23 protein-coding genes are annotated in these 26,668 nt (G+C 43.7%); 17 read left to right on the top strand and 6 right to left on the bottom strand.

The annotated features are described in order from the left end of the window. The 7 genes from K5Q34_RS06075 to glnA form a co-directional block, all read left to right on the top strand. On the top strand, nt 1–2,468 hold a 2,468-nt coding region (locus tag K5Q34_RS06075; protein WP_221864678.1), incomplete at its 5' end, for an isopeptide-forming domain-containing fimbrial protein. 146 nt (nt 2,469–2,614) lie between these two features. After that, nucleotides 2,615–3,187 (top strand): TlpA disulfide reductase family protein, encoded by a 573-nt coding sequence (locus tag K5Q34_RS06070; RefSeq protein ID WP_014637336.1) that lies wholly within the window; start codon nt 2,615–2,617, stop codon nt 3,185–3,187. Between the two features lie 249 nt (nt 3,188–3,436). After that, nucleotides 3,437–4,447: a type I glyceraldehyde-3-phosphate dehydrogenase gene (gene gap / locus K5Q34_RS06065; protein WP_002938507.1), complete on the top strand. Its 1,011-nt coding sequence runs from the start codon at nt 3,437–3,439 to the stop codon at nt 4,445–4,447. 258 nt (nt 4,448–4,705) lie between these two features. Continuing rightward, the gene (locus tag K5Q34_RS06060; RefSeq protein ID WP_014637337.1) at nt 4,706–5,905 is read left to right on the top strand and encodes a phosphoglycerate kinase; all 1,200 of its coding nucleotides are present in this window, start codon (nt 4,706–4,708) and stop codon (nt 5,903–5,905) included. A gap of 631 nt (nt 5,906–6,536) precedes the next feature. After that, nucleotides 6,537–7,052 carry an aromatic acid exporter family protein gene (locus K5Q34_RS06055; RefSeq protein WP_221864677.1) on the top strand — a complete coding sequence of 172 codons (516 nt, stop codon included), beginning with the start codon at nt 6,537–6,539 and terminating at the stop codon, nt 7,050–7,052. A gap of 75 nt (nt 7,053–7,127) precedes the next feature. Next, on the top strand, nt 7,128–7,499 hold the full coding sequence (locus K5Q34_RS06050) for a MerR family transcriptional regulator (RefSeq protein WP_002940041.1): 372 nt from the start codon (nt 7,128–7,130) through the stop codon (nt 7,497–7,499). A 28-nt stretch (nt 7,500–7,527) separates the two neighbouring features. After that, a complete protein-coding gene (glnA, locus tag K5Q34_RS06045) occupies nt 7,528–8,874 on the top strand; it encodes a type I glutamate--ammonia ligase (RefSeq protein WP_011921751.1) in 1,347 nt (448 codons plus the stop codon). A 222-nt stretch (nt 8,875–9,096) separates the two neighbouring features. Here the strand turns inward: glnA and rnjA are convergent, their stop codons facing one another. Together rnjA and K5Q34_RS06035 are read right to left on the bottom strand one after the other, a co-directional pair. Then, a complete protein-coding gene (gene rnjA / locus K5Q34_RS06040) occupies nt 9,097–10,776 on the bottom strand; it encodes a ribonuclease J1 (protein WP_002938522.1) in 1,680 nt (559 codons plus the stop codon). Between the two features lie 3 nt (nt 10,777–10,779). Continuing rightward, nucleotides 10,780–11,010 carry a DNA-dependent RNA polymerase subunit epsilon gene (locus K5Q34_RS06035; protein ID WP_002938523.1) on the bottom strand — a complete coding sequence of 77 codons (231 nt, stop codon included), beginning with the start codon at nt 11,008–11,010 and terminating at the stop codon, nt 10,780–10,782. Nucleotides 11,011–11,664: 654 nt separating this feature from the next. On the opposite strand from K5Q34_RS06035, the gene tsaB reads away from it, so the two are divergent. From tsaB to tsaD, 3 genes are read left to right on the top strand one after another with little or no spacing between them, the layout of a single operon-like run. Next, nucleotides 11,665–12,348: a tRNA (adenosine(37)-N6)-threonylcarbamoyltransferase complex dimerization subunit type 1 TsaB gene (tsaB, locus tag K5Q34_RS06030; protein ID WP_172115698.1), complete on the top strand. Its 684-nt coding sequence runs from the start codon at nt 11,665–11,667 to the stop codon at nt 12,346–12,348. Then, entirely contained in the window at nt 12,345–12,785 is a 441-nt protein-coding gene (gene rimI, locus K5Q34_RS06025; protein ID WP_221864676.1) for a ribosomal protein S18-alanine N-acetyltransferase, read from the top strand. Before tsaB ends, rimI begins: the two co-directional genes overlap by 4 nt. Further along, nucleotides 12,775–13,782, top strand: coding sequence for a tRNA (adenosine(37)-N6)-threonylcarbamoyltransferase complex transferase subunit TsaD (gene tsaD / locus K5Q34_RS06020; protein WP_024384205.1), 1,008 nt, complete (start codon nt 12,775–12,777; stop codon nt 13,780–13,782). The genes rimI and tsaD overlap by 11 nt, the downstream gene beginning before the upstream one ends. A 37-nt stretch (nt 13,783–13,819) precedes the next feature. On the opposite strand, the gene K5Q34_RS06015 is transcribed toward tsaD, so the two are convergent. Beyond that, nucleotides 13,820–14,656, bottom strand: a complete 837-nt coding sequence (locus K5Q34_RS06015; protein WP_014637344.1) for an AraC family transcriptional regulator — start codon at nt 14,654–14,656, stop codon at nt 13,820–13,822. Between the two features lie 214 nt (nt 14,657–14,870). On the opposite strand from K5Q34_RS06015, the gene K5Q34_RS06010 reads away from it, so the two are divergent. The 7 genes from K5Q34_RS06010 (at nt 14,871) to K5Q34_RS05980 (ending at nt 22,490) form a co-directional block, all read left to right on the top strand. Beyond that, nucleotides 14,871–16,145, top strand: a complete 1,275-nt coding sequence (locus tag K5Q34_RS06010; RefSeq protein ID WP_074391343.1) for a sugar ABC transporter substrate-binding protein — start codon at nt 14,871–14,873, stop codon at nt 16,143–16,145. Nucleotides 16,146–16,212: 67 nt separating this feature from the next. Next, on the top strand, nt 16,213–17,106 hold the full coding sequence (locus tag K5Q34_RS06005) for a carbohydrate ABC transporter permease (protein ID WP_029178229.1): 894 nt from the start codon (nt 16,213–16,215) through the stop codon (nt 17,104–17,106). Nucleotides 17,107–17,116: 10 nt separating this feature from the next. Continuing rightward, complete coding sequence (locus tag K5Q34_RS06000) at nt 17,117–17,947, top strand: carbohydrate ABC transporter permease (protein ID WP_024406860.1); 831 nt, start codon at nt 17,117–17,119, stop codon at nt 17,945–17,947. Nucleotides 17,948–17,956: 9 nt separating this feature from the next. Next, on the top strand, nt 17,957–20,158 hold the full coding sequence (locus K5Q34_RS05995; protein WP_221864675.1) for an alpha-galactosidase: 2,202 nt from the start codon (nt 17,957–17,959) through the stop codon (nt 20,156–20,158). Nucleotides 20,159–20,446: 288 nt separating this feature from the next. Beyond that, nucleotides 20,447–21,148 (top strand): AzlC family ABC transporter permease, encoded by a 702-nt coding sequence (locus K5Q34_RS05990; protein WP_024406858.1) that lies wholly within the window; start codon nt 20,447–20,449, stop codon nt 21,146–21,148. Beyond that, the gene (locus K5Q34_RS05985; RefSeq protein WP_105151009.1) at nt 21,135–21,458 is read left to right on the top strand and encodes an AzlD domain-containing protein; all 324 of its coding nucleotides are present in this window, start codon (nt 21,135–21,137) and stop codon (nt 21,456–21,458) included. Before K5Q34_RS05990 ends, K5Q34_RS05985 begins: the two co-directional genes overlap by 14 nt. A 9-nt stretch (nt 21,459–21,467) precedes the next feature. Then, nucleotides 21,468–22,490 carry a YeiH family protein gene (locus tag K5Q34_RS05980; protein ID WP_221864674.1) on the top strand — a complete coding sequence of 341 codons (1,023 nt, stop codon included), beginning with the start codon at nt 21,468–21,470 and terminating at the stop codon, nt 22,488–22,490. A gap of 140 nt (nt 22,491–22,630) precedes the next feature. Here the strand turns inward: K5Q34_RS05980 and K5Q34_RS05975 are convergent, their stop codons facing one another. The 3 genes from K5Q34_RS05975 to K5Q34_RS05965 form a co-directional block, all read right to left on the bottom strand. Then, nucleotides 22,631–24,256 (bottom strand): hypothetical protein, encoded by a 1,626-nt coding sequence (locus K5Q34_RS05975; RefSeq protein ID WP_172115703.1) that lies wholly within the window; start codon nt 24,254–24,256, stop codon nt 22,631–22,633. 9 nt (nt 24,257–24,265) lie between these two features. Then, on the bottom strand, nt 24,266–24,964 hold the full coding sequence (locus K5Q34_RS05970; protein ID WP_172115704.1) for an ATP-binding cassette domain-containing protein: 699 nt from the start codon (nt 24,962–24,964) through the stop codon (nt 24,266–24,268). Between the two features lie 359 nt (nt 24,965–25,323). Then, on the bottom strand, nt 25,324–26,499 hold the full coding sequence (locus tag K5Q34_RS05965) for an NAD(P)/FAD-dependent oxidoreductase (protein ID WP_172115705.1): 1,176 nt from the start codon (nt 26,497–26,499) through the stop codon (nt 25,324–25,326). Between the last annotated feature and the right edge of the window lie 169 nt (nt 26,500–26,668).

Here is a 26,668-nt window from a genome sequence, read left to right as displayed (position 1 = left end):
ACGCAAGTGCCGACGCAACGATTGCGGTTCAAGACCAACGCTTGACAGTCACCCTTTCAGAAGCACAAGTGAAAGCTAACGGCGGTAAAGAAGTCGTAGTGACATTTAAAGCTAAGATTCGTCCAGGCGCGAACCTCTCAGCCTATAAGGTAGACGGCAAGACCGAGATTCCGAATACGGCCGATTATGTGATCAATAACAACCCAGAGACGAAGAAGAAATCAAATGAAGTACCAGTAACTCCACCAAGTCCAGAGAATCCACCGATTGTCAAGGACGTAAATGGTAAGGAAAGTGATACATTAGCGAATCGTTATGATGTCTTTACTTACCATATTTCTACAAGTGTACCGAACGATGCAACAGCATTTACAATCACGGACACTCTTGTTCCTGTTCTTGAATTCAGTGGTGATATCGCTGTTGAAATTGATGGAAAACTTATTTCAGCAAATACAACAATAGATAACCAAACATTAACAGTAGACTTGACAGAAGAACAAGTACGAAATAATGGTGGTAAACCTGTAGTTGTTACCTTCAATGCTAAGATTCGTTCAGGAGCAAATCTTTCAGCATATATTGTTGATGGAAAAACTGCTGTTCCGAACACAGCGGAATATGTAATCAATAACAATCCAGAGACGAAGAAGAAATCTAATGAGGTTCCAGTTTATCCTCCAACTCCTGAAGGAGGAGAACCAGAGATTGATAAGAAAATCAATAAAACATTGGATTACTTAGAAATTGCACGAGGTAAATCTTACAATTACGATATAGCAACAACTATTCCAGAAGATATTGTTGATTATAAAGAATTTGTAATTACCGACCAGGTTGATTCAGCTCTTCAAATCAATGGAGATGTAGTAGTTGATATCGATGGATATAGTGCAGAAGGAATTGTAGATGTAGTTGTTGATGGACAAGCTGTCACAGTAGCAGTAAAAGATTTCTCTAAACTAGAGGGACGTTCAGCAATTCATATCTTTATTCCAGCTACAATTCGTCCAGAAGCGGACTTATCTACTTATGTGGATAATTCGGTTCCGAATACGGCTAATCTTCACTTTACGAATGGTCCAGGAGTGACAAAAGATAAGTCAACTGTTCCAGTTATCGTTACTCCACCAACTCCACCGACACCAGTACCACCGACACCAGGGGATCCTACTAAGACGGTGAATACAGCTGATGGTAATGAACAAGCATTCCATTTGGATCTGTTGCAACGTACCTCAGACTTCCGATATGATATTGCGTATACAATTGAAGCGGATAGCCAGTATACAGCATTCACAATGGAAGATACTTTGGAATCTGTTTTAAATATCCAACGTGTGGCAATTAAAGTTGGATCTGGTGAAAACTTAGTGTTAAAAGAGTTTGCTGAATTAGAAGCGAAGTTGGCAGAAGCCAAGGCGACTCTAGAAACTCTAGAAGCTAAGAAAACAGAGATTACCAATACTGTAAGTTCGGTCGCTACTATGGCTACTGAATTAGAAGCTCAAAAAGTGCGTATAGCTGAAATTGAGCAAGAGTTGGCAATAAAAGAAGCAGAATTAGCTACAGCATCTACAGCATCTACAACAACTCCTTCAACAACAGAGGAGACAGATGGAACATCAGTAGTAGATGAAAATACTGACAATAGTCAGCCTGTAGTTGATAAGCAGGCAGAAATTCAAGCCTTGACTGTTGCGATAGAGCAGTTGAAGGCAAGTAAAGACCAGGTTCAACAAACAGTTGTGGAATTGGAACAACAAATCGAAGTTGCAAATACTAGCGAAGCAAGTCTTGCAGCATTAGAAGTTGAAATTCGAAATGCTACAGCCTCAATTGAAGAGCTTGAAAAACAACTTGCTGAAAAAACTCCTAAAGCAACCGTTGCCCGTGAAGTTGAAGCGGCTCTCTTGGCAGTCAATGAGAAGGGTGAATTAACAGATGCGTCAGCAGCTATTTTAGGACAAGTAAGTATCGATAAAGCTACAAACCATGTAGTGTTTGATATTACGAACCCAGATGTGCTGGCTAGTCTACGTGGTCGTCAAGTGACTATGTCGATTTATGCGATGATTAATCCTGAAGCTGATTTATCAAACTATGTTACTGATAAGGGAATTGAGCTCGTTCCTAACACAGCTTCTGTAACATTTGATCGTAATCCACAGACTAAGAAGAAGACAAATACTGTTACAGTAACTCCTCCACCACTTCCAGAACCACCGGGACCACCAACACCGCTTCCACCGCTTCCACCAGTGGAACCACCGGTACCATCGGATCCACCAACTCAACCAACCCCACCAACCCCACCAACACCGCCTACAACTCCACCAGCAGAATCAACCCCACCAACTCCAGGAAAAACACTTCCTAAGACGGGTGTTGCTGAGAATGGAATGTATGCCCTTGTTGGAATGATTCTAGGAACTCTTACACTTGTGTTTAGAAGACGGAAGCAGTAAGATAAACTCTGAAGAATCAATAAGCATGTATTAGGTGCTTAAACACAGATGACTCGGGTTCAAGTTAACATTAACAATGAACCTGAGTTATTTTTGTTTTTTAGTTAAAAATTATGATATAGTAATAGAGAAGAATGGAGGAAAATATGAGAAAAAGAGATATTTTTGCTACCGGTGTAGTTGCAACCCTTGTGGTAGGTGGTGCAGTCTACTTGGGGACGACAGCTAATCTAACACAGAGTGCACCGACGACTGAAGTTAGCCAAAGCTCTAGTCAGCCTTCGGACGGTGAATTACTTTCATTGACGGAAAAAATTAGCAAGATTACATTTTTGGATAAAAGCAATAAGGAAACTAGTCTGGCTGATTTTGCAGGCAAGCCATCCATTGTTGTATTCTGGGCAAGTTGGTGTCCAGATTGTCAGGCACAATTACCTATTTTGGCAAAGCTATATGAAAAATACGGAAAAGATGTTAACTTTATTTTTCTAAATGTTGTAGATGGTACACGCGAAACGGCAGAGAATGGTCAAAAATATTTGGCTGACAACTATAAGTTCACCTACTATCAAGATAAAGATATGGTTGCAGCAGACAGTATGGAAGTCACTAATATTCCAACGATGTTTATTCTGAATAAAGACCAAGATGTGGTATCTGTATTCCGTAGCAATCAAACAGAGCAGACATTGGCTGATGTATTAGATACTGTGAAGTAGTCTAAATTTCGTCAATCGCTAGATTGAACAAGAGTGATATATCATTATTTCCCAGGCAGCTTCGGCTGCCTTTTTCTATGTAAGTTCCTGCATTAAAGTATGCAAACTCTTGCAATTTTCGGTAAATAGTTATATAATAAAAACGTTGAAAAGATGCTTGTAGGCTTACAAGTTAATATTTTCACAAAAGGATTAAAAGGCTTGCCTTTTAAAATAAAGAACTCGATTTTCATAAGGAGGAAATCATTCATGGTAGTTAAAGTTGGTATTAACGGTTTCGGACGTATCGGTCGTCTTGCTTTCCGTCGTATCCAAAACGTAGAAGGTGTTGAAGTTACTCGTATCAACGACCTTACAGATCCAGTAATGCTTGCACACTTGTTGAAATATGACACAACTCAAGGTCGTTTCGACGGTACTGTTGAAGTTAAAGACGGTGGTTTCGAAGTTAACGGTAAATTCGTTAAAGTTTCTGCTGAGCGTGAGCCAGGAAACATCGACTGGGCTACTGATGGCGTAGATATCGTTTTGGAAGCTACAGGTTTCTTTGCTTCTAAAGAAAAAGCTGAGCAACACATCCACGCTAACGGTGCTAAAAAAGTTGTTATCACTGCTCCTGGTGGTAACGATGTTAAGACTGTTGTTTTCAACACTAACCACGACATCCTTGATGGTACTGAAACAGTTATCTCAGGTGCTTCATGTACTACAAACTGTTTGGCACCAATGGCTAAAGCTCTTCACGATGCATTTGGCGTTCAAAAAGGTTTGATGACTACAATCCACGGTTACACTGGTGACCAAATGGTTCTTGACGGACCACACCGTGGTGGTGACCTTCGTCGTGCACGTGCTGCTGCTGCAAACATCGTTCCTAACTCAACTGGTGCTGCTAAAGCTATCGGCTTGGTAATCCCAGAATTGAACGGTAAACTTGACGGTGCTGCACAACGTGTTCCAGTTCCAACAGGTTCTGTAACTGAATTGGTTGCAACTCTTGACAAGAAAGTAACTGCTGAAGAAGTAAACGCTGCTATGAAAGCTGCTGCTACTGAATCATTTGGTTACACTGAAGACCAAATCGTATCTTCAGATATCGTAGGTATCTCATTCGGTTCATTGTTTGATGCAACTCAAACTAAAGTTATCGAAGTTGATGGCGAGCAATTGGTTAAAGTTGTTTCATGGTACGACAACGAAATGTCTTACACTGCACAACTTGTTCGTACTCTTGAGTACTTCGCAAAAATCGCTAAATAATCCTTAGTGAAAATCGAAGAGGCTTCGGCCTCTTTTTTTGTATTTTCGGATTGCTGGAATATGGCTGTTTTCTTATGCTAAAAATATGAATGAGATGAGTTGTTTCTGATTTGGCAACCTTAGAATTTGAAAAATCTGATTACGAGGCGATAGTTTTAGATTTCATAACATTTGTGAAAAAAATATCTTTATGCAAGAAAAAATACAGAAAATATGATACAATGGTAAAGTAAATATAATTTAAGGAGTTCTTATCTAATGGCAAAATTGACTGTTAAAGATGTAGAATTGAAAGGCAAAAAAGTTCTTGTTCGCGTGGACTTCAACGTGCCTTTGAAAGATGGCGTTATCACTAACGATAACCGTATTACAGCAGCTCTTCCAACTATCAAGTATATTCTTGAGCAAGGTGGACGTGCAATTCTTTTCTCTCACCTTGGTCGTGTGAAAGAAGAAGCTGACAAAGAAGGTAAATCATTGGCTCCTGTAGCAGCTGACTTGGCAGCTAAATTGGGTCAAGACGTTGCTTTCATCGCAGGTGCTACTCGTGGTGCTGAATTGGAAGCTGCAATCAATGCTTTGGAAGATGGACAAGTTCTCCTTGTTGAAAACACTCGTTTCGAAGATGTTGATGGTAAGAAAGAATCTAAAAACGACGAAGAACTTGGTAAATACTGGGCTTCACTTGGTGATGGTATCTTTGTTAACGATGCATTTGGTACTGCACACCGTGCACACGCATCAAACGTTGGTATCTCAGCAAACGTAGAAAAAGCAGTAGCTGGTTTCCTTTTGGAAAACGAAATTGCTTACATCCAAGAAGCTGTTGAAACTCCAGAGCGTCCATTTGTGGCAATCCTTGGTGGTTCAAAAGTATCTGATAAGATCGGTGTTATCGAGAACCTTCTTGAAAAAGCAGACAAAGTTCTTATCGGTGGTGGTATGACGTACACATTCTACAAAGCTCAAGGTATCGAAATCGGTAACTCACTTGTAGAAGAAGATAAGCTTGATGTGGCAAAAGCACTTCTTGAAAAAGCTAATGGTAAATTGATCTTGCCAGTTGACTCAAAAGAAGCTAACGCATTTGCTGGATACACTGAAGTTCGTGACACGGAAGGCGAAGCAGTTTCAGAAGGATTCCTTGGTCTTGACATCGGTCCTAAGTCAATCGCTAAGTTTGACGAAGCTTTGACTGGTGCGAAAACAGTTGTTTGGAATGGTCCTATGGGTGTATTTGAAAACCCAGACTTCCAAGCTGGTACAATCGGTGTAATGGACGCTATCGTGAAACAACCAGGCGTGAAATCAATCATCGGTGGTGGTGACTCAGCAGCAGCAGCTATCAACCTTGGCCGTGCAGACAAGTTCTCATGGATCTCAACTGGTGGTGGTGCATCAATGGAACTTCTTGAGGGCAAAGTGCTTCCAGGACTTGCAGCTCTTACTGAAAAGTAAAAACTTGCGACGAAAAGAGTTGGGCAACCAGCTCTTTTCTAGTGCAAAGGCTAGATTTTCTGTGAACGTAGTGAGTTAGAAAATCAGCCTAGGTAAAGGCTAAAATGCAACGGATTTCCGTTGCATTTTGTGCATCGTGTAGAGTTTCTATGAAGCTAAGCGAGTTAGACAGTCTAGCAAGGTGTACTTCCAGGGCTTGCGGTGCTTACTGAAATGAAAAATAGGCGGTAAGTTAACTCAACATATCTGGGAGATATTTTGAGGTTGGAAATAGAAGAAGCGAAGCTTCTGTCAAAAATGATTCTGTAGCTTGTTGCTTTGTTTTTTTCTTGGTGCTAACTTCAAATAGTCCACTGGGCTATTTGAACCCCTCAAGGCTGAATCTTGGTCACAACTGCCATTCAACTACTGCGCACAAAATATAAAATTCAAAAAAGACGTTGTTTTTTTGCAGCGTCTATTCGTTTATCTTACTTCTGGGTTCCTTCTTGCAGCTGATTTAAAGTGACAGATTATTGGTTTTTTGAAAAGCTGGCGTGAACAGGAGGCTTTTCCAGTCGAGCTTAGGAGAAAAGAAAAGCTGGGCAGGTATTTGCTATTCTATTTTCCGAAATCATGTTAGAATAGAGGTATGTTAAAAAAATATACATTTGATCCAAAGAAATTTCGGTTGGGGATGCGGACGTTCAAATCGGGTTTGGCAGTCTTCCTAGTTATTCTTTTGTTTGGTTTTATGGGGTGGCAAGGGATTCAGATTGCGGCTTTGACGGCTGTGTTTAGTTTACGAGAAGACTTCGATCAGAGTGTCCATTTTGGAGCTTCTCGTATTCTGGGTAATTCTATTGGTGGTTTTTATGCGCTACTTTTCTTTATTTTGGATAGATTATTCTTAGATCATTTTTGGGTAACTGCGATTTTTGTTCCGATATTTGTCATGTTAACGATTATGACAAATGTGGCGATGAATAATAAAGCGGGAATTATTGGTGGAGTGTCAGCTTTATTAATTATTACATTGTCTATTCCTGCTGGTGATACGATTCAATATGTGTTTATTCGTGTGTTTGAAACCTTTATCGGAGTTTTCATTGCGATTCTAGTTAATTATGATGTGAATGTTATAAAAAAACGTTTTCAGGATAAATGATGTCACAAAATATAACATCGTCTATTGACCTCAAAAAAAAATTCTCCTATAATGGTAGGCAGAAAGGAGTTCGTTATGAGAGAAAAAGAGTTTCGTCGTTCCTTAGCCATCTTTCCGATCGGTAGTGTGATGAAGTTGACAGATTTAACTGCTCGTCAAATTCGTTACTATGAAGATCAAGGCTTGATTAAGCCCGATCGCAATGAAGGGAATCGTCGCTTGTATTCTCTAAACGATATGGACTTACTTTTAGAAATCAAGGATTTTTTGGATGAAGGTTTGAATATTGCTGCGATTAAGAAGGAATATGCAAATCGGGAAGCGAAAGCTAAGGTCCAAAAACAGCAGAAAACCTTGACTGATGAAGATGTCCGTCGTATCTTACATGATGAATTCAGTCGTCAGGGACGATTTTCAAGTCCTAGTTCCATTTTCCGTTCGTCGTAATTAGCTTTTAAAATAGAGGAGAAAAATAATGACATTCACAGTGGCAGATATCAAGCGCGATATCAAAGAGAAAAACGTTACCTTTCTACGTCTTATGTTTACAGACATCATGGGAGTGATGAAAAACGTAGAAATTCCAGCAACTGATGAGCAGGTCGAAAAGGTTTTGTCAAATAAGGTCATGTTTGATGGTTCATCTATTGAAGGATTTGTTCGTATCAATGAATCAGATATGTATCTTTACCCAGACTTGGATACATGGACTATCTTCCCTTGGGGTGATGAAAATGGTCGTGTAGCTGGCTTGATTTGTGATATTTATACAACAGATGCTAAGCCTTTTGCTGGTGACCCACGTGGAAATTTGAAGAAATCGCTTCGTCACATGGAAGAGGCAGGTTTCTCTTCATTCAACCTTGGTCCAGAACCAGAATTCTTCCTCTTTAAGATGGACGAACAAGGAAATCCAACGCTTGAAGTAAATGATAAAGGTGGTTACTTTGACCTCGCACCAACGGACTTGGCTGATAATACACGTCGCGAAATCGTCAATGTCTTGACAGAGATGGGCTTTGAAGTTGAAGCGAGTCATCACGAAGTGGCAGTAGGTCAGCATGAAATTGACTTCAAATATGCGGATGTCTTAAAAGCTTGTGACAATATTCAAATCTTCAAGTTAGTTGTTAAAACAATTGCTCGTAAGCATGGTATGTATGCGACATTTATGGCCAAGCCTAAGTTTGGTATTGCTGGTTCAGGTATGCACTGTAACATGTCACTCTTTGATAAGGATGGGAATAATGCCTTCTTTGATCCAGAAGATCCTCGCGGTATGCAGCTGTCTCAAACTGCTTACCATTTCCTTGGTGGTTTGATTAAGCATGCTTATAACTATACTGCTATTACAAACCCGACAGTGAACTCTTACAAGCGTTTGGTTCCAGGCTTTGAAGCTCCTGTGTATATTGCTTGGGCTGGTAAAAACCGCTCACCATTGGTTCGCGTACCTGCATCACGTGGAATGGGAACTCGTTTGGAATTGCGCTCGGTTGATCCAACTGCCAACCCATACTTAGCTATGGCCGTTCTGTTGGAAGTTGGCTTGGAAGGTATTCAAAATAAAATTGAAGCACCAGCACCAGTAGAATCTAATATCTATGCAATGTCTGATGAGGAGCGTCGTGAAGCAGGTATCACTGATCTTCCTTCAACTCTTCACAATGCATTGAAAGCTCTTCGTGAAGACGAGGTAGTTCGTGCAGCTCTAGGTGATCATATCTATACGAATTTCTTGGAAGCTAAGAAAATCGAATGGGCAAGCTACGCAACCTACGTTTCTCAATGGGAAATCGACAACTATTTGGATATGTATTAAACAAAGGACCCCGACGGGTCCTTTGTTCATGAGCTGAGAAATTGGAAAGCGAGTAATGGTCCAGTGGAGTGAAGTAGTCTGGGAAGAGACTGTTTCAGCCTGAGCTAAGAAATAGAAGGGCGAGGGGATGGACATGAGCTTGAAATCGGTCTTTTTTCAAGCTGGGCTATCTTGTTACTATAAAATAAATCCCAGAGGTTTCACCTATGGGATTTTAGTGTGTTATCGGTCAGGTGTCAGAATCATTGGGATAATGATTGGTTCACGCTCTGTTTTTTCGTATAGGAATGGTCGTAGGGCGTTAACAATGGCGCCGTTGACTGTTTGGATATTTGCGTCTTTGTTGCGCATGGCGATGCGGATAGCGTTGAAAAGGACGCGTTGGCTTTCGCGAATGAGCTCGCCAGATTCTCTCATATAGATAAAACCGCGACTGAGGATGTCTGGTCCTGCTAATATCATCTTAGAATTAAAATCGACAGTGGCTACTGCAAGGACAACACCATCTTCTGAAAGATCGCGGCGGTCTTTGAGGACTGCTGCGCCGATTTCACCGATGCGGTTTCCATCGACATAGATGTCTTGGGCGTTGAATTGACCTGCGAGACGTGCAGAATCTTTTGTCAGAGCAAGGACATCTCCGTTTTCCATGATGAAGATATTATCTTTTGGAACGCCTGTATCAACAGCTAGGCTGGCATGGATTTTTTGCATGCGGTATTCACCATGGACAGGCATGAAGTATTTTGGCTTGATCAGGCGGAGCATGAGTTTTTGCTCTTGTTGACCACCGTGCCCAGAGGTGTGGATGTTGTTAATTTTACCGTGAATCACATCGACACCGGCTTCAATCAGGATATTGATGAGCTTGTTGACACCTGTGGTATTTCCCGGAATAGGGCTGGACGAGAAGATGACCGTGTCGCCTGGCTGGAGTTGCACTTGACGGTGGGTACCGTGGGCGATGCGAGAGAGTGCTGCCATAGGCTCCCCTTGGCTCCCTGTACAGAGAATCATGATCTCGCTGGCAGGGTATTCTTTGATCTCGTTTGGCTCGATGAAGGTATCCTTAGGCACCTTGATGTAGCCGAGCTCGATACCGTTAACAATGGCCTTTTCCATGGAGCGTCCAAAGACAGCGATCTTGCGTCCGGTCTTAACCGCTGCATCAGCCGCCTGTTGGAGACGGAAGATGTTGGAGGCAAAGGAAGCAAAGATAATGCGTCCGTGGATGCCTTCAATCAATTTCATAATGGACTGACCGACCACTTTTTCCGAGTTGGTAAAGGTTGGAACTTCAGCATTTGTCGAGTCGGAGAGGAGGCAGAGAACGCCTTCTTCACCGAGGGCAGCCATGCGGTGAAGGTCTGCTGGCTCGCCAACTGGAGTGAAATCGAACTTGAAGTCACCGGTACAGACGATTTTTCCTTGCGGGGTGTCAACGACGATACCGAGTGGTTCTGGAATGGAGTGGGTGGTACGGAAGAAGCTGACTTTGAGGTGCTTGAAGGTCAACTCTGTATTATGATTGATTTCATGCAGAGTCGCATCACGGAGCAGTCCGTGTTCTTCCAATTTGCCTCGAATGAGGGCGAGGGCTAAAGGTCCAGCATAGATTGGGACATTGGCTTGCTTGAGTAAGAAGGGAATGCCTCCGATGTGGTCTTCGTGCCCGTGGGTAATAACCAGACCTTTCACGCGGTCTAGGTTTTCAACGATGTAGGAGTAGTCTGGGATAACGTAGTCGATACCCAATAGGTCATCTTCTGGGAACTTGATACCGGCATCGACGATGAGAATTTCATCCTTGTACTCGATACCGTAGGTGTTTTTCCCGATTTCTCCCAAACCACCGATGGCGAAAACGCCAACTTCATGAGGTTTTAGATTGACTGATGACATGGATTAAAACTCCGTAATTTTGAAATCTGCGTGCTCTTTCTCGTATTCAAGATGATTGTCTGATAAGAGGTCGATAAATTCGATGTTGTATTCAGGGCGGTTGGTTTCCACCAATTCACGCGCGATAATACGACCTTCCAATTCTGATGCAGCATCGATGTCTAGATAAAGAGCGCGTGTTTGCTCGCGACGTGGGCTAATTTTTGATTCTTGATAGAATACTTTATAAATCATGTGTAGTATAGTTCCTTTCTTTTTGACTGGCAACTATGAAAAAAGCCCCAAACAGTTGGGTATGTTTGGTAATGTCTATTCAATTTTCTCGAGTTGTCAATTTATTCAGTCTAAATGTACTCTTCATTATACCATAAAATATGCTGATGGTAAAAGGGTTTGGTAGGAAAATGGAAAAGTGTCATGATTTTCAGAAATTCGGTATTTCAGAAGGGGATAAATCAAAGAAATGAGTTAGGATTCCGAGTGTGTTGGGATTACTAAGACTAAGTTCAATTGTGCCGAGAAATGCCTGTCAACTGCCAGATAGTGATGTGACTTACTAGAATGACAAATCGATTCGATCCATTAACCTACTTGAAATCACAACCGATTCTTTTCATTATTTGAAAAAATATCCAAGATGGCTTACAATAGAGAGTAGCATTGAAATACTCTTCGAAAATCAAAATCAGACGTTGTTGACTTGATTTGATGAGTGAAAGGCTCCAGTGGAGCCTTTCAGCCTGTTACCTTGAAATAAAATAGTAACAGGGTTCTATCTGCATAAGTAGAAACGAACTACGTTCGCCTATCTCCAACCTCCAAAGGTTCCCCAAACCTTTGGAGCTAGTCTGATTTTGATTTTCATTGAGTATAAGGAAAGAGGAGAAGATGAAAATACTAGCCCTAGACAGCTCCAACCAGGCCTTATCGGTTGCCTTGGTGGAGGACGGTCGCTTGCAGGCGGAAACCCTGCTGGCTGTCAAGAAAAATCATAGTATCAGCCTCATGCCTGTGGTCGATTTTTTGGTGGCACAGGTGGGCTGGACACCCAAAGACCTGGATCGGGTTGTGGTCGCTCAGGGACCTGGCTCCTACACGGGGCTTCGTGTGGCCGTGGCGACTGCCAAGACCTTGGCCTACACCCTCAAGATCGACTTGGTGGGGCTATCCAGTCTTCAGTCCCTGGTTCCGTCCAGCCTGACGGGTCTGGTGGTGCCCCTCATCGATGCCCGCCGTAACTGCGTCTATGCAGGTGTTTATGAAAATGGCAGAGCAGTCGAGGCAGACCGCTACTGGTCTTTTGAAGATTTACTTTCTAGTTTGTCTGGTAAGGAAAACATCACCTTTGTCGGAGAAGTAGAAAACTTCATGGAGCAAATCGAGCAAGCACTGCCAACTGCCCATTGCCAAACCAGTCAGCCGTCTGCCTATCAGCTGGCGGTGATTGGTCAAGACTTGCCAGCGGCAGATGTCACCAGCTTTGAGCCCAACTATCTCAAACGAGTAGAGGCAGAGGAAAACTGGCTTAAGGACAACCAAGCTGGCTCAGAAAGTTATATCAAACGTGTATGATAGAGATTAAACACTACGATGGTCAGGAAAATCTGGCAGAGGCTGTTTTGGCAGTTATGCAGTCGGTTTATGAGCAGTCTCCATGGACCTTGGAACAGATTGCCTCCAGTATGGCTAGTCAGGATGAGGATTATTATCTGGCCTATGAGGGTCAGGAATTAGTTGGATTTTTGGTTGTGCAGACGGTGCTGGATGAGATGGAAATCTTGCAGATTGCTGTCAGGGCTGATTTCCAGAGGTTGGGAATCGCCAGTCAGCTGATGGCTGCTGTGATGGACTGGGATGGGGACATCTTCCTCGAAGTGAGGGAGTCCAATAGCGCAGCTCAGGCCCTCTATGCACGCCAGCATTTTACCAAAATAGGAAAACGAAAAGACTACTACCGCCATCCTGTCGAGGACGCGGTGCTAATGAAGAGAGAACGTGATGAAAGATAGATTGATTTTGGCGATTGAGACTTCGTGTGACGAGACTTCGGTGGCTGTTTTGCGGAATGAGGCGGAGCTTTTGTCCAATGTCATTGCCAGCCAGATTGCCAGTCACCAGCGGTTTGGTGGGGTGGTGCCCGAGGTGGCCAGCCGTCACCATGTGGAAGTGATTACGGCCTGTATCGAGGAGGCCTTGTTGGAGGCGGAGGTGACGGCAGAGGACCTGACGGCTGTGGCGGTGACCTATGGGCCTGGCTTGGTCGGTGCCTTGCTGGTCGGGATTTCGGCTGCCAAGGCCTTTGCCTGGGCTAATGGTTTGCCACTCATTCCTGTCAACCACATGGCAGGGCATTTGATGGCGGCGCGTGCGGTCAAGGAGTTGGAGTTTCCGCTCTTGGCTCTTTTGGTCAGCGGTGGGCACACGGAGTTGGTCTATGTGTCAGAGGCGGGCGACTACAAGATTGTCGGTGAAACGCGAGATGATGCGGTCGGCGAGGCCTATGACAAGGTAGGACGGGTCATGGGTCTGCCCTATCCAGCTGGTCGTGTCATCGATGAGTTGGCACATGAGGGGAAAGACATTTATGACTTCCCTCGGGCTATGATAAAGGAAGACAATCTGGAGTTTTCTTTTTCAGGTTTGAAATCCGCCTTTATCAACCTCTACCACAATGCCCAGCAGAAAGGGGAAACCTTGTCCAATGCGGACCTGTCAGCTTCTTTCCAAGCCTGTGTTATGGACATTCTCATGGCTAAGACCAAGAAGGCCTTGGAGAAATACCCTGTTAAGACCTTGGTCGTAGCGGGCGGTGTAGCAGCCAATCAGGGATTACGAGAGCGGTTGGCAGCTGAAATCACCGATGTGGAGGTCATCATTCCCCCGCTTCGCCTCTGCGGTGACAATGCTGGTATGATTGCCTTGGCAGCCGTTAGCGAATACAACAAGGAAAACTTTGCTGGTTGGGATTTGAATGCCAAACCAAGTCTAGCTTTTGAGAATTTATAGAATAAAAACCTCTTACGTTTAAGGATACGTAAGAGGTTTATTTGTGGATTTTTCGCCAGCGATTTGGAGAAATTTGGTAATGCCTTTTAAAAGCAGTTGAAAAATTGAATTGGTTGGAGTAGCCGATTTCTTCAGCAATTTCCTGTAGTGTCTTAGTGGTGTTTTTTAAGAGTTCGCAGGCTTCGCTGAGTCGGTATTGGATGATAAATTGTTGAGGTGAGATGTTCATTTGCTCCTTGAATAGCCGACTGAAGTAGTGGCGATTGAGGTTGCATACTTGTGCCAAATCGTCGACGGATATAGCTTTCTCATAGTTTCGTTCTACGAAGTTGATGGCCTCTCGTATATAAAATTCCTTGTTTTCATCGTGTTTACTGCTTGTTTTGGTCAGAGAGCAGTCGATGAGATAGGAGATAAAGAGGTAGAGGTGCCCAAGAAGGCAGGCGCTTTTTTGGTGATGGAGCGCGAGAATTTGTTTCATTTCATGGTAGACAGGGCTAGAGGTTGGCATTTCTCGTTGCGAAAAAATAGGTTGTTCTTTCGAGAGCCCTGCTTGTCTGAGAAAATGCTCAGTTTTCAGACCGTCAAATTCAAGCCAGATATAGGTCCAGGGGTCCTTTGCGTCTGCTTCGTAGCTACAGATGGCATCTGGGGAGATAAGAAAGCCCTGTCCTGCGGTTAGGTGGTATTCACGTTGGTCGGAGGTATCGTAAAAAGTACCTGAACCAGAGATGATGTAGTGAAACAGATAGTGTTGTTTCATAGTTGGGCCGAATGAGTGAAGTGGTTTACAGGCCTCCATCCCAAATTGAATAGGGTAAAAATCTACATAGGATCTGTTATTAAAGACGTAAAATTCAGGTTGTATTTTCATTGTATTCTCTCCACAAAAATTGTAAAGGTTTACAAATAGTATAACATATTTATATGTAAATGTGACATTTTATTTGAAAAAATTAAAAAATATCCCAAAATCATATAGAAGATGTCAAATATTCCTATTTTATTATAAAGCGCTTACATGTTATAGTTATAGTAGAAACAACAAAGTTCGTCGACGTATTCGACAAAAGAAAAGGAGTATTACCATGAAGAAATTTGGTCGCTATGTTACCTTGCTTGCGGCTGCAGGCCTACTGGCAGCGTGTTCTACTTCGACTGAGTCTAGTAAAGCTACGGAAGGAAGTGGTTCAGGAAAGACAGAAATATCCTATGCCATTTGGGATTCTGGTCAGGAACCTGGTTTGAGAAAGATTGCGGATGAATTTGAGAAAAAGAATCCAGATATTAAAATCAATATTCAAGTATCGGATTGGGATTCCTACTGGACTATGCTAGAAGCTGGTGCGACAGGTGGTTCATTGCCTGATACCTTCTGGATGCATTCAAATGAGATTTATCGCTATGGTTCCAATGAAATGCTATTGCCGTTGGATGAATACTTAGCCAAGAGTGAAGATGCTAAACTAGCTAATTTCCCAGATGGTTTGAATGAAATCTACAATATAAATGGTAAGCAGTACGCTATTCCAAAAGATTTCGATACAATCGGTCTTTGGTACAATAAGAAATTGTTTGATGAAGCAGGTATTCCATATCCAGATGATACTTGGGATTGGAACAAGTTGAAGGAAGTGGCAAAACAATTGACCAAGCCAGATGGTAGTCAATATGGTTTTGGTGCTGGTTTGAGTAACCAAGAGGGCTACTACAACTTTATCTATCAAAATGGTGGTAAGGTCATTACTGATGATTTGAAATCAGGCTACGATGATCCTAAGACCATTGAAGCCTTGGATTACTACTTTAGCTTTGTCAAAGAGAAAATTTCACCAGCTATTACAGTGGATAAAGAGCGGGCCGAAGCATTCCAAAACGGTCAAGTGGCTATGAGCGTCTTCGGTTCTTGGAATTTATCTGGTTTCACTGCTAATGACTACATTCGTGAAAATGCTGATGTAGCTGTCTTGCCAAAAGGGCCAGATGGAACTCGTGCAACCATCTTTAATGGATTGGGTCATGCCATTGCTGCTACTACTAAACAGCCAGATGCTGCTTGGAAATGGGTTGAATACCTCAGCTCAAAAGAGGCACAAGAAATGCAGGCAACACTTGGTGTGGCAATCTCGGCTTATAAAGGCGCGGCAGATACTTGGGTAGATTCAAATAAAAACTTTGCTATCAAGAATTATGTTGACATGGTGGATTATGCACAGATTCGTCCATATTCACAAACAACCATTAAGTGGGAAGATAAGGCTTACGAGCTATTGAAACCTGCTTATCTTGGAGAAAAAGCAACTGAAGAAGCTGCCAAAGAAACAGCTGATATGATGAATGCTGAATTAGCAACTGAAAAATAGGTAGGAGGTCTTGGGAAGTTGATTCTTCCCCGGACCTTCTTATTAAATGAAGAAGGATGGGGATAAGATGTTCCGAAAAAAAGGAAGTTTAAATGAGGCAATTTGGGGATGGGCAATGGTAGCGCCGACCATTATCGGATTGGTTGTGCTCAATATTATTCCTATTTTCCAAACCATGAAGATGAGTTTCCATAAGAGTGGAGATTTCGGTAAAGGTGACATCTTTGTCGGCTTGGCAAATTACCAACGAATGCTAGGGGATGCGCAAGTGTGGCAGGCGACATGGAATACCTTGAAATATACGATTCTAGTTGTTCCAGCTACCGTTGCCTTGGCCATGTTGCTTGCGGTTTTGTTGAATTCTAAGATTAAAGGGAAGCATATTTATCGGACAATATTTTTCCTGCCTATGGTGGCAGCACCAGCCGCGGTGACTATGGTTTGGAAATGGCTCTACAATACGGACTTCGGCTTGATTAACTATGTCTTGCGTCGTTTGGGACTGGGTGCTGTGAACTGGATTGAAGATCCAAAGATTGCTCTCTATTCAATTGCTCTGATTGGAATTTGGAGTACTGTTGGCTATAGCATGATTTTAATTTTAGCTGGTTTACAAGAAATTCCGACGGATTTTTATGAGGCGGCTCGCATTGATGGAGCTAGTCCAGCCAAGCAATTTTTCTCCATTACCCTGCCCTTGGTTTCACCGACCTTGTTCTTTGTTGTGGTAACCAGTGTTATTCAATCCATGCAAGTCTTTGATGTTATCTATATGATGGAAGACATCCGAAGTCCTGCCTATGATAAGACGGTATCTCTGGTTTATCTGTTTTACAATAATTCCTTTAAATATTCGGATAAGGGCTACGGTTCTACCATTGTCATGTTGTTGTTATTGATTATTCTTGTCATTACTTTCGTTCAGATGAAGGTACAGAAAAAATGGGTGCATTACCGTTAAGGAGGTTCATGTGAAACAATCAGCTTTTAAATCAACTATTTGGATGCATGCCTTCTTGATTTTAGTGGCAATGGGCATGCTGATCCCATTCGTTTGGATGGTGTTGACGTCTTTTAAAACGGTGACCGAATCCACTCAGATGAATCCTTTCCAATTTTTACCAAGTAAGTGGATGGTGAGCAATTATACGGAGGCTATTCGGACTAATAATTTTCCGATACTCTATCTGAACACCATTTTGATGATGTTATGGCGTATCTTTAGCTCGGTTATGTTCTCAGCTATGGCAGCTTATGCCTTTGCTCGCTTGGAATTTCCTGGGCGGAATTTCTTGTTTGGTCTGGTTCTTTTCCAGATGATGGTGCCACCTCAGTTATTCGTCATTCCTCAGTATTTGATGATTGACCAACTTGGTATGCGCAATACGATTTTTGCTCTGGTATTTCCAGGAATTGTCAGTGCCTTTGGTACATTCTTACTCCGTCAATTTTTCATGGGTCTTCCAAAAGAATTGGAGGAATCTGCAAAATTGGATGGTTGTAATATCGGGCAGACCTTCTTTAAGGTCATGTTGCCTTTGGCCAAGTCTGGCTTGATTGCCTTAGCGATTTTTACGGCTTTGTTTGCTTTCAAGGATTTGTTGTGGCCATTGATTATCAACTCAGAAGCGGACAAGGCTACCCTGTCTAGCGCACTTTCTAAGATTCAGGGAGCTTACGCTGTTAACTATCCTCAGCTCATGGCTGCAAGTGTTTTGGCTATTTGGCCGATGTTGGTACTGTATGTGATATTCCAGAAGCAGTTTATCCAAGGGATTGCGACATCTGGTGGAAAATTATAGGAGGCTACAATGGGAATTATCTTTCATGAAAAGACAAAGGAATTCCATCTTTACAATGAGTTTATTAGCTATGTGTTGACGGTCTTGCCTAATGGTCATATTGGTAGTTTGTATTATGGAAAGCGGGTAACAGAAACTGCTTCCTATCAGTATGTACGTGAAGATGAGTATCGTGCTTTGACTTCCTTTGTAGAAGACGATGACCGTTTCTTCTCACTCCAATATGCCAATCCTGAATTTGCTTGTTATGGTACAACGGACTATTTTTCTCCGACTTTTGAGTTGGTGCAGAAGGATGGTAGCAGCCTATCGCACTTTGTTTATCAAGGGCATAGGATTTATGCTGGGCGATCGGCTTTGAAGGGTCTTCCTCATCTCTATCTGGATGAGGAGGAACAGGCAGATAGTTTGGATATTTATTTGTTGGATGAAGAGTCGCAGACCCGTCTGGTCTTGTCTTATACGATTTTTCGAGACTATCCAGCGGTGACCCGCTCTGCTCGTTTTGAACAACTCGGAGAACAATCTGTCTGTTTGAACCGTGCCTTGAGTATGACACTCTGTCTGCCTGATATGGACTATGACTGGTTGCATTTGGATGGGGCTTGGGGGCGCGAGCGGCATCTGCAATTATCGCCTCTTCATCAAGGTTGTCAGTCTATTTACAGTCTCAAAGGGGCTAGTAGTGCGGAGCACAATCCTTTCATGGCTTTGAAACGACCAAATGCGGATGAGCATCAGGGAGAGGTACTGGGCTTCTCGCTCGTCTATAGCGGAAACTTTTTGGCGCAGGTGGATGTGAGTTCTTTCCAAAAGACGAGAGTGAGTATGGGAATCCATCCTGAACGTTTTTCTTGGACATTAGATAAGGGAGAAGAGCTCCAGACACCTGAGGTGGTTATGGTTTATAGCGAGCATGGTTTGAATGGTATGAGCCAAACCTATCACCGCCTCTTCCAAAAACACCTGGTGCGTGGCTATTGGCGTGATAGAGAACGGCCTGTTCTCTTGAACAACTGGGAAGCTATGAGCTTTGATTTTGATGAGGAAAAAATTCTTTCCTTGGCTAAGGAGGCTGCAGGTCTTGGTGTTGAACTATTTGTCATGGATGATGGTTGGTTTGGCAAGCGAAACCATGATCGAGCAGGCTTGGGAGATTGGACGGTCAACCGAGAGAAATTACCAAGTGGCTTGACAGGGATTATTGACCAAGTTCATGCTATGGGAATGAAATTTGGACTTTGGATTGAACCTGAAATGGTCAATAAGGACAGTGATTTATACCGAGCGCATCCAGATTGGATTTTCCATCATCCTCAGCATAGTCAATCGCACGGACGCCATCAATATACCTTGGATTTATCAAGAGAGGATGTTTATCAAAATATTCATGACCAACTTCACCGGCTGTTGGCTGAGCATGACATTGATTATATCAAGTGGGATATGAATCGCTATATGACAGAGGTCTTTACATGTACACGGGAGGCGGAGCGGCAAGGCGAGACCTTCCATCGCTATATTCTCAATCTCTACCGTTTATATGATAGCCTGATAGCAGCTTTTCCGACGGTTCTGTTTGAATCTTGTTCAAGTGGTGGAGCTAGATTTGACCCGGGGATGCTCTACTATGCACCTCAAACCTGGGTCAGCGATGACACGGACGCCATGGAACGCTTGAAAATCCAATATGGAACGAGTCTGGTCTATCCTTTGAACAGTATGGGTTGCCATGTGTCAGCTAGTCCCAATCAGCAGTTGGGACGAGCTACGCCATTGAATACACGTGCCAATGTTGCATTCTTTGGAAGTTTTGGCTATGAGTTGGATTTGTTTGATTGTAGCCAAGAAGAGTTGGAAGAGATGAAAGAGCAGATTGCCTTTTACAAGGCTCACCGTGAGATTTTCCAACAGGGTATTTTCACTCGCCTGAAAAGTCCATTCGATGGTGAGATAACGGCTTGGCAGGTCCAATCCTTGGATGGTCAGCAAGTTATCGTGGGTTATTATCGTCGGTTAACAACTGCCAATCTTGCTTATCAACGCTTGTATTTGCAGGGGTTGGAAGAGGAAGCGGTCTATCACCTTGATGGAGAAGTTTATACTGGTAGCCAATTAATGCATACAGGTTTGTCGATTCGACATGGGGACCATGTTGGAGACAATAAGGACTTTACTTCTTGTTTGATGGTTCTCCAGAAACAACAGTAGCATCCCTATCCCTCTAGGTTCAGCCATTGGTTGAACCTATTTTGTGTGGAACTCAGGAAGTTTATTGCACTTTTTCAAGTATAAAGGCATAATGCTTGCTTAGCTATAAGGGAAGGCTTGAAAAACGAGTTGCAATGTGAGAAAATGAGAGAATACTTTTTATGAATTATAGTCTTTTAGTTTACTTTTAGTACTAGGCAACGAGCCGCAGGCGTAACTGGAGTTAGGCAAGGTGAATTAACGACGTAATAAAAGATAAACTAAATGACGATATTAAGGAGATATGGAATGAAGGAACACTCTTTTCGTGAGGGCTTGCGGGATGCCATTCCCACAGCTCTGGGCTATGCCAGTATCGGTTTAGCCTGCGGTGTGGTATCGGTCAATTCAGGCATTTCAGCAGTGGAAATGGCTTTGATGAGCCTCTTGGTCTATGCAGGGAGTGCCCAATTTGTCATGTGTGCCATGATTTTGGCAGGTGCTCCCTTGTTGTCGATTGCGGTGACGGTTTTCTTTGTCAACTTGAGGAATTTTCTCATGTGCCTGCATACGACGACCATTTTTCAGGGAAATAGGCTGGGCTCCAACATCTTGATTGGCTCATTTTTAACAGATGAATCCTATGCGGTTCTCTTGCGGAAACACATTGAGGGAAAGCAGATTGCCCCTAGCTGGATGTACGGCAACAACTTTGCTGGCTATGCTTCTTGGGCTATCTTTACCACTCTGGGCAATCTCATCGGTGGTTTGATTCCAAATCCCGAGCAGTTTGGCTTGGATTTTGCCTTGGTTGCCATGTTTGTCGGCATTTTCTCAGGTCAGTTGGAGGCTATGGCTCGGACCATTCCTTTGAAAAAAATCGGCTTGATTTTGCTGGCGGTTGGTCTAGCCTATGTCGGCCTGTCTGTGCTAGTGTCGTCTTATGTGGCTGTGCTCTTGGCGACGATTTTGGGTTGTTTTGTGGGGGTGATGATTGATGATAAAAACTAGTATTCTACTGATTATTCTGGCGGCGGCCCTAGTGACCTGGGTGCCACGCGTCCTGCCTTTTGTACTGACGCAGAACAAGTCCCTGCCTCCAAAGTTGGTGAAATTTCTCAGCTTCCTACCCATCACCATTATCTTTGCTCTGACCCTGTCCAGCATCATGGACGAAGAAGTGGGCTCCCTCCCCAACCTTCTCCCTGTCGAAAGTCTGGCCCTCATTTCGACCTTTTTGGTGGTCCTGAGGACCAAAAATATCCTCCTCGCAGTAGTGGTTGGCGTCTTGACGACAGCTGCTCTCCGCTTGATTTTCTAGGAGGGGCTTATGGTTAAGGAAAATGCCAGAGGTGTGGTACTTTGTCTGGTCTTGGCTTTGGTGGGACAGTGGTTAGGTGGCTTGTTTCCATTGGTGGGTGGGCCTGTTTTTGCCCTTCTAATCGGGATGAGCCTGCATTCCTACATTTCAAGGAAAAATGCCTTTCAGCCAGGCTTGACCTTTACCTCTAAGAAAATCTTGCAGTATGCGGTGATTTGCTTGGGTTTTGGACTAAACTTATCAGCGGTCCTTGCAGTCGGTCGCCAATCTCTACCGATTATTCTGTCAACTATCAGTTTCGCTTTGTTTTTGGCGTTTTTGATGTGGAAATGGTTGCCTATTTCATCTCATCTGGCGACCTTGATTGGCGTTGGGACCTCTATCTGTGGAGGGTCAGCCATTGCGGCGACAGCTCCCATTATTCAGGCGGATGATGAGGATGTAGCACAAGCAATCTCGGTCATCTTTCTCTTTAATGTCTTGGCGGCCCTGGTCTTTCCGACCTTAGCAACCTGGCTTGGTTTTTCGACCGATTCGGGTCAGGCCTTTGGGATGTTCGCCGGAACGGCGGTCAATGATACCTCGTCGGTCACCGCAACAGCAACCACTTGGGACAGCCTCTACGGCCTGGGCAGTCAGACCTTGGACACGGCTGTGATGGTCAAGCTGACGCGAACCTTGGCCATTATTCCCATTACGTCGGTTTTGGCAATTTGGCAGGCTAGAGGGAAGGGAGTTCAGGCAGACAAGAGTTCGCTCTTGGCAGGTTTTCCAACCTTTATCCTCTATTTTATCCTAGCCAGTTTGGTGACAACAATCGCGGGTCACTTTGGATTGGGTACGGACATTTTTACTCCGCTTAAAACCCTGTCCAAGTTTCTCATTTGTATGGCCATGGCAGCCATTGGTTCGCGGTCTAATGTGTTTGCCTTGGTGAAAAATGGCAGAGCTGCTCTTTTTGTCGGACTAGTTTGTTGGCTAGGCGTGACCCTGTTGACACTGGTTTGGCAGGCGATTTTGGGAATTTGGTAAAATAAAACTCTTCGAAAATCAAAATTATCCGTTGTCAACTTGGTTCGATGATCCTCAGTTCTATCCTCACCTTCGTTTCCTAGGCTACTCTTGATTTTCATTGAGTATAAAACAGCCTTCTCTTGCGAGAGGCTGCTTTTTTATGCTTTCAATCTAAAAGTCTGCGGAGCTTTTTTCAGCAAAATCCAGTAACCGATGCTGACATAGGCAATCATAGTCAGAGAAATGAGTAGGATGTACAAGTGACTGCCAAGCTCCAGCTTGATATTGAGATAGGCTACCCAGTAGAGGGCACCGCTGAGAAATTTATAGACTGGGTTGACCACCTCCATGTCCTTGGTAAAGGGTTGGAGAATATAGTAGATAAAGAGATCGTGGAAGGAGAAGAGAGCTGTCAAACTCAGCAGAAGCAGTGCAGTTAGGAGATAGGTTTCAATAGGTAGCTGCGCTCTAGTAAAGATGATGAGGGCCAATAGTAGAGATCCAGAGAAGGCAGCATTTAATTTAACAGTTTGCAGAAAACGATAATGAAAGCCTGCAATAATGGTTTTTGCTTCGCGGTAAAATGGATAGTGGAGCATAGAAATATCGCAGTTAACAAAGACCATCTGTGCGACAGCCTTGCCCATGGAGGCGGCATACATGACCATGAAAGCAAATGGAAGTCCCTCGATATAGTTGGCATTGCTTATCTCTATATCCTCTTTTGAAAACCAACGGATTCCTTCAAGAAAGAGGATAATCGCCAAAAGACACCCCAAGCGGAAGAGCAGTTTTCTAGTGAGGATAGAGCGGTAGCGGTCAAATAGCAGAGCGTTTAGGTAGGTCATGCCAGATAGGTGGGATAGGTCTTTTCCAGTTTCCATATTCAGTTTTGTCTGCATCTCCAAACCCTGGCGAGTATATTCATTGCCCTTGGTCATCTCAACAATTTTCTTGTCCATTTGTAAGGACTGGTCCATGCAATACTGGAGATAGTCTAGGTGATTGGTCTGTTGCTTCAAATAACCATAGCTAAGCCAAATGAGCAAGACCTGACAGACAAGCACAGGCAGTAAAAAGATGGGCGACAGATGCTTGCGGAAAAGGATAAGGCAAGCAATAGCTGCTAGACCAGTACCCAAGATAATCCAAGATTGCCAAGAGTTTCGACGTGCCAAAACACCTCTGTTGAATAGTGCTCGATTGAGAGCCTGTCCGGTAAAACTTCCTGCTGGAATGGTCAGTAATCCTAGAGGCAGATAGAGCCAATTTCCTGACAGGATAGAAAAAATCAGTAGGGCAGGCAGGTAGGACAGACTGGTGATAATGGGCTCTACAAAGAGTTGACTCTGGAGAAAACTAGATTGAGAAAGTCCAAAATTTTGCATGAATTCCCGCTCGGACTTGGCGATAAAAGGCTCAAATCCCTTGCCAAACCGATAGATGAAGCTGACAAAGGTTATCCAAATGGAAAAGCCTAGAAGCCAGTTTTCATCTTGGATTTGCCAAGAGGTTAGATGCCCGTTCGCTAGGAGATTAATCCAGAAGGAAGCAAAGTAGAAATTCAAGGCCAGCCACAAACCCTTGACCAGAAAGCGACTGGGGATGGAGAGGATGTGCAGGACCAAAAAGAGACCAGACTTAAAGCTGTAAGACTTGAAAATACTTTCTGGAATGCTCTTTCCCACAAGTGGCAGTTTCCGTAGATAGTAGAAAAATCCATTGACGGAGCGATGGAGGGCATACTTTTCCCGATACCAAAAATAACGTAGAATGGTTTTCATAAACTCCTCCTAATCTGCTGTCAGCAAGGCAACCACTTCCTGTTCAAAGTCAGGGTCGTGGAGTTTGTTACTCGGAACTGCTTGCAATTCTTGGTGATGGAGCAAAACAATCTCGTCACAGAGATCCTGAGCCAGCTGCAAAATGTGGGTAGAAAAGATAATGACGGAATCCTTCTTAGCCTCCCGAATTAGTTGTTTGAACTCGTGGGCAGCCACAGGGTCAAAGGAGGTCAGAGGTTCATCTAAGAGAAGGACAGGTGGCTGGACAATCAAAGAAAGAAGCAACTGGACCTTGTTCTGCATACCGTGGGAAAAATCCTTGAGCAGACGGTGCTGGTCTTCAAAGCCGATTCCTACCAAGAGCAACCAATCCTCAGGACGACGTGCGTCTTTGAGCTTGTCCTTGTGGATATCCATATAGAAACGTACAAATTCATAGGCTGTCATAAAGGCAGGCAGCTGCGGATAGGTCTGGGTAAAACCGATGTCCGTATTATCGTAGTCAAGAGCTTCCTCGCCTTCTACAAACTGGATACTGCCACTGTCCAGGGTCATATTGCGAGCAATGCAGTTGAACAAGGTCGTCTTACCAGCACCATTTCGCCCCAGCAAGCCGTAAATCTTTCCTTGTTCAAATTGAAAACTAGTATCCTCCAGAATAATCTTGTGATCAAATTTTTTAGAAATAGAAGAAAGTTTCAGTTGCATAGCCAATCTCCTTTTGTTGTATTGTTATGGTTTTATCATACAATAATAAACAAAAAAATTCAAGCAGATTTTTGCTTGAATTTCTCAGTCATGAGATAATTAGTAGTGTACTACTCAAAGGAAATCGAACTCAGACTAGCTCCAAAGGTTCGGGGAACCTTTGGAGGTTGGAGATAAGGCGAACAAAGTTCGCTACAAAAAGGTTCGGGGAACCTTTGGAGGTTGGAGATAAGGCGAACAAAGTTCGTGACACTAGATGTAGATAGAATGCTGCTACCTTTTATTTTTAGGTAGCAGGCTGTAAAGCTCCAATGGAGCTTTACACTCATCAAATCAAGTCAACAACGTCTGAGTTTGATTTACGAAGAGTAGGAACTCCCTGCCACCCAGCCAGTTGCTAGACAGTAGGTAATGTTAAAGCCACCTGTATGGGCGTTGATGTTCAAGACCTCTCCTGCAAAGTGGAGGCCAGGAATTTTCTTACTTTCCAAGGTTTTTGGATTGATTTCCTTGAGGTCAACGCCACCCTTGGTCACAAAGGATTTGGCTAGGGACATCTTTCCTGTAATCTTGATGGGTAAAGCTTTGAGGAGGGTGACCAGGTCAGCCAGGTCCTTTTGAGAAACTTGCTTGACCTTGCTATCGTAGTTTTCAGCGAAAAAGTCTGCTAGGCGGTCTGGTATGAGTTCTCTGAGGGCATTCTTGACGGATTTTTCCCTGTTGGCTTCTAAATGTTCAAACAAATCTTGTTCAGAATGGGTCGGCAGAGCATCGAGAAATGCGGTTTCGCCGCCTTTGACAAAACTAGACAGCCGAAGGGCAGCGGGTCCCGACAGGCCAAAGTGGGTAAAGAGCAGGTCGTGGGTGATGACGTGCTTGCCGTAGGTCAGGGTGACGTCGTCTAGGGAGATGCCTTGGAGCTTCTTGTGGGGGAAGTCAGTCAGAACGGGGCTTTCAGCGGCCTCAATCTCCGTGACTTCCAGCTTGAAGTGGCGGGCAATGTCGTGGCCAAAGCCAGTCGAGCCAGTGGAAGGATAGGTCTTGCCGCCAGTGGTGACAATCAGCTGGGGAGCTGTAAAGGTCTCCTCGCTAGTCTTGACATGGAAGAGGTCGTCAATCTTGCGAACGGAAACCACCTCAGTCCCTGTACGGATGTCCACGCCATTTTCCAGCATCTTCATCTCCAGGCACTTGATAATGGTCTGGGAACGGTCGGTGGTCGGAAAGACACGGCCGTGGTCCTCCACTTTGAGCTTGACCCCGTTTTCCTGAAAGAAATTCATGATGTCATGGTTGTCAAACTGAGAAAAGACGCTGTATAGAAAGCGGCCATTTCCAGGAATGCCAGCCAGCAGGTCTTCCAAGGTGCCGTTGTTGGTCACATTGCAACGTCCGCCACCTGTGCCAGACAGTTTCTTGCCCAAACGTTTGTTTTTTTCGAGGAGCAGGGTCTTCTTGCCGTAAAAACTGGAAGAAATCGCAGCCATCATGCCGGCTGGCCCCGCTCCGATAATAATGGTATCTACTGTATTCATGCCTTTATTGTATCATATTTTCATCAAGAAAGTAGTTTGAGTCTTTGCTATGATTTGTGGAGTTTTTTCTTGAAATTGCGGAAGACCGTTGACGGGATAGGAGAGTATACTTAGACTAAGGGAAATTAGTTTTTATCAGGAGCCTGTATGTACAAGCAGAGTAATTTTG

The organism is Streptococcus sp. 2018110 (genome assembly GCF_019754115.1).
In the GTDB taxonomy this organism is placed as follows: Bacteria; Bacillota; Bacilli; order Lactobacillales; family Streptococcaceae; genus Streptococcus; species Streptococcus hashimotonensis.
This window is presented reverse-complemented; position numbering and strand designations above follow the sequence as displayed.

What these genes read in the sequence shown, in the direction of transcription:
- K5Q34_RS05985 (WP_105151009.1), top strand. Translation starts at nt 21,135, where the DNA reads ATGATAAAAACTAGTATTCTACTGATTATTCTGGCGGCGGCCCTAGTG.
- tsaB (WP_172115698.1), top strand. Translation starts at nt 11,665, where the DNA reads ATGAAAATACTAGCCCTAGACAGCTCCAACCAGGCCTTATCGGTTGCC.
- K5Q34_RS05965 (WP_172115705.1), bottom strand. Translation starts at nt 26,499, where the DNA reads ATGAATACAGTAGATACCATTATTATCGGAGCGGGGCCAGCCGGCATG.
- gap (WP_002938507.1), top strand. Translation starts at nt 3,437, where the DNA reads ATGGTAGTTAAAGTTGGTATTAACGGTTTCGGACGTATCGGTCGTCTT.
- K5Q34_RS06055 (WP_221864677.1), top strand. Translation starts at nt 6,537, where the DNA reads ATGTTAAAAAAATATACATTTGATCCAAAGAAATTTCGGTTGGGGATG.
- K5Q34_RS06070 (WP_014637336.1), top strand. Translation starts at nt 2,615, where the DNA reads ATGAGAAAAAGAGATATTTTTGCTACCGGTGTAGTTGCAACCCTTGTG.
- K5Q34_RS06010 (WP_074391343.1), top strand. Translation starts at nt 14,871, where the DNA reads ATGAAGAAATTTGGTCGCTATGTTACCTTGCTTGCGGCTGCAGGCCTA.
- rnjA (WP_002938522.1), bottom strand. Translation starts at nt 10,776, where the DNA reads ATGTCATCAGTCAATCTAAAACCTCATGAAGTTGGCGTTTTCGCCATC.
- K5Q34_RS05975 (WP_172115703.1), bottom strand. Translation starts at nt 24,256, where the DNA reads ATGAAAACCATTCTACGTTATTTTTGGTATCGGGAAAAGTATGCCCTC.
- K5Q34_RS06060 (WP_014637337.1), top strand. Translation starts at nt 4,706, where the DNA reads ATGGCAAAATTGACTGTTAAAGATGTAGAATTGAAAGGCAAAAAAGTT.
- K5Q34_RS06050 (WP_002940041.1), top strand. Translation starts at nt 7,128, where the DNA reads ATGAGAGAAAAAGAGTTTCGTCGTTCCTTAGCCATCTTTCCGATCGGT.
- K5Q34_RS05995 (WP_221864675.1), top strand. Translation starts at nt 17,957, where the DNA reads ATGGGAATTATCTTTCATGAAAAGACAAAGGAATTCCATCTTTACAAT.
- rimI (WP_221864676.1), top strand. Translation starts at nt 12,345, where the DNA reads ATGATAGAGATTAAACACTACGATGGTCAGGAAAATCTGGCAGAGGCT.
- glnA (WP_011921751.1), top strand. Translation starts at nt 7,528, where the DNA reads ATGACATTCACAGTGGCAGATATCAAGCGCGATATCAAAGAGAAAAAC.
- tsaD (WP_024384205.1), top strand. Translation starts at nt 12,775, where the DNA reads ATGAAAGATAGATTGATTTTGGCGATTGAGACTTCGTGTGACGAGACT.
- K5Q34_RS06015 (WP_014637344.1), bottom strand. Translation starts at nt 14,656, where the DNA reads ATGAAAATACAACCTGAATTTTACGTCTTTAATAACAGATCCTATGTA.
- K5Q34_RS06035 (WP_002938523.1), bottom strand. Translation starts at nt 11,010, where the DNA reads ATGATTTATAAAGTATTCTATCAAGAATCAAAAATTAGCCCACGTCGC.
- K5Q34_RS05990 (WP_024406858.1), top strand. Translation starts at nt 20,447, where the DNA reads ATGAAGGAACACTCTTTTCGTGAGGGCTTGCGGGATGCCATTCCCACA.
- K5Q34_RS05980 (WP_221864674.1), top strand. Translation starts at nt 21,468, where the DNA reads ATGGTTAAGGAAAATGCCAGAGGTGTGGTACTTTGTCTGGTCTTGGCT.
- K5Q34_RS05970 (WP_172115704.1), bottom strand. Translation starts at nt 24,964, where the DNA reads ATGCAACTGAAACTTTCTTCTATTTCTAAAAAATTTGATCACAAGATT.
- K5Q34_RS06005 (WP_029178229.1), top strand. Translation starts at nt 16,213, where the DNA reads ATGTTCCGAAAAAAAGGAAGTTTAAATGAGGCAATTTGGGGATGGGCA.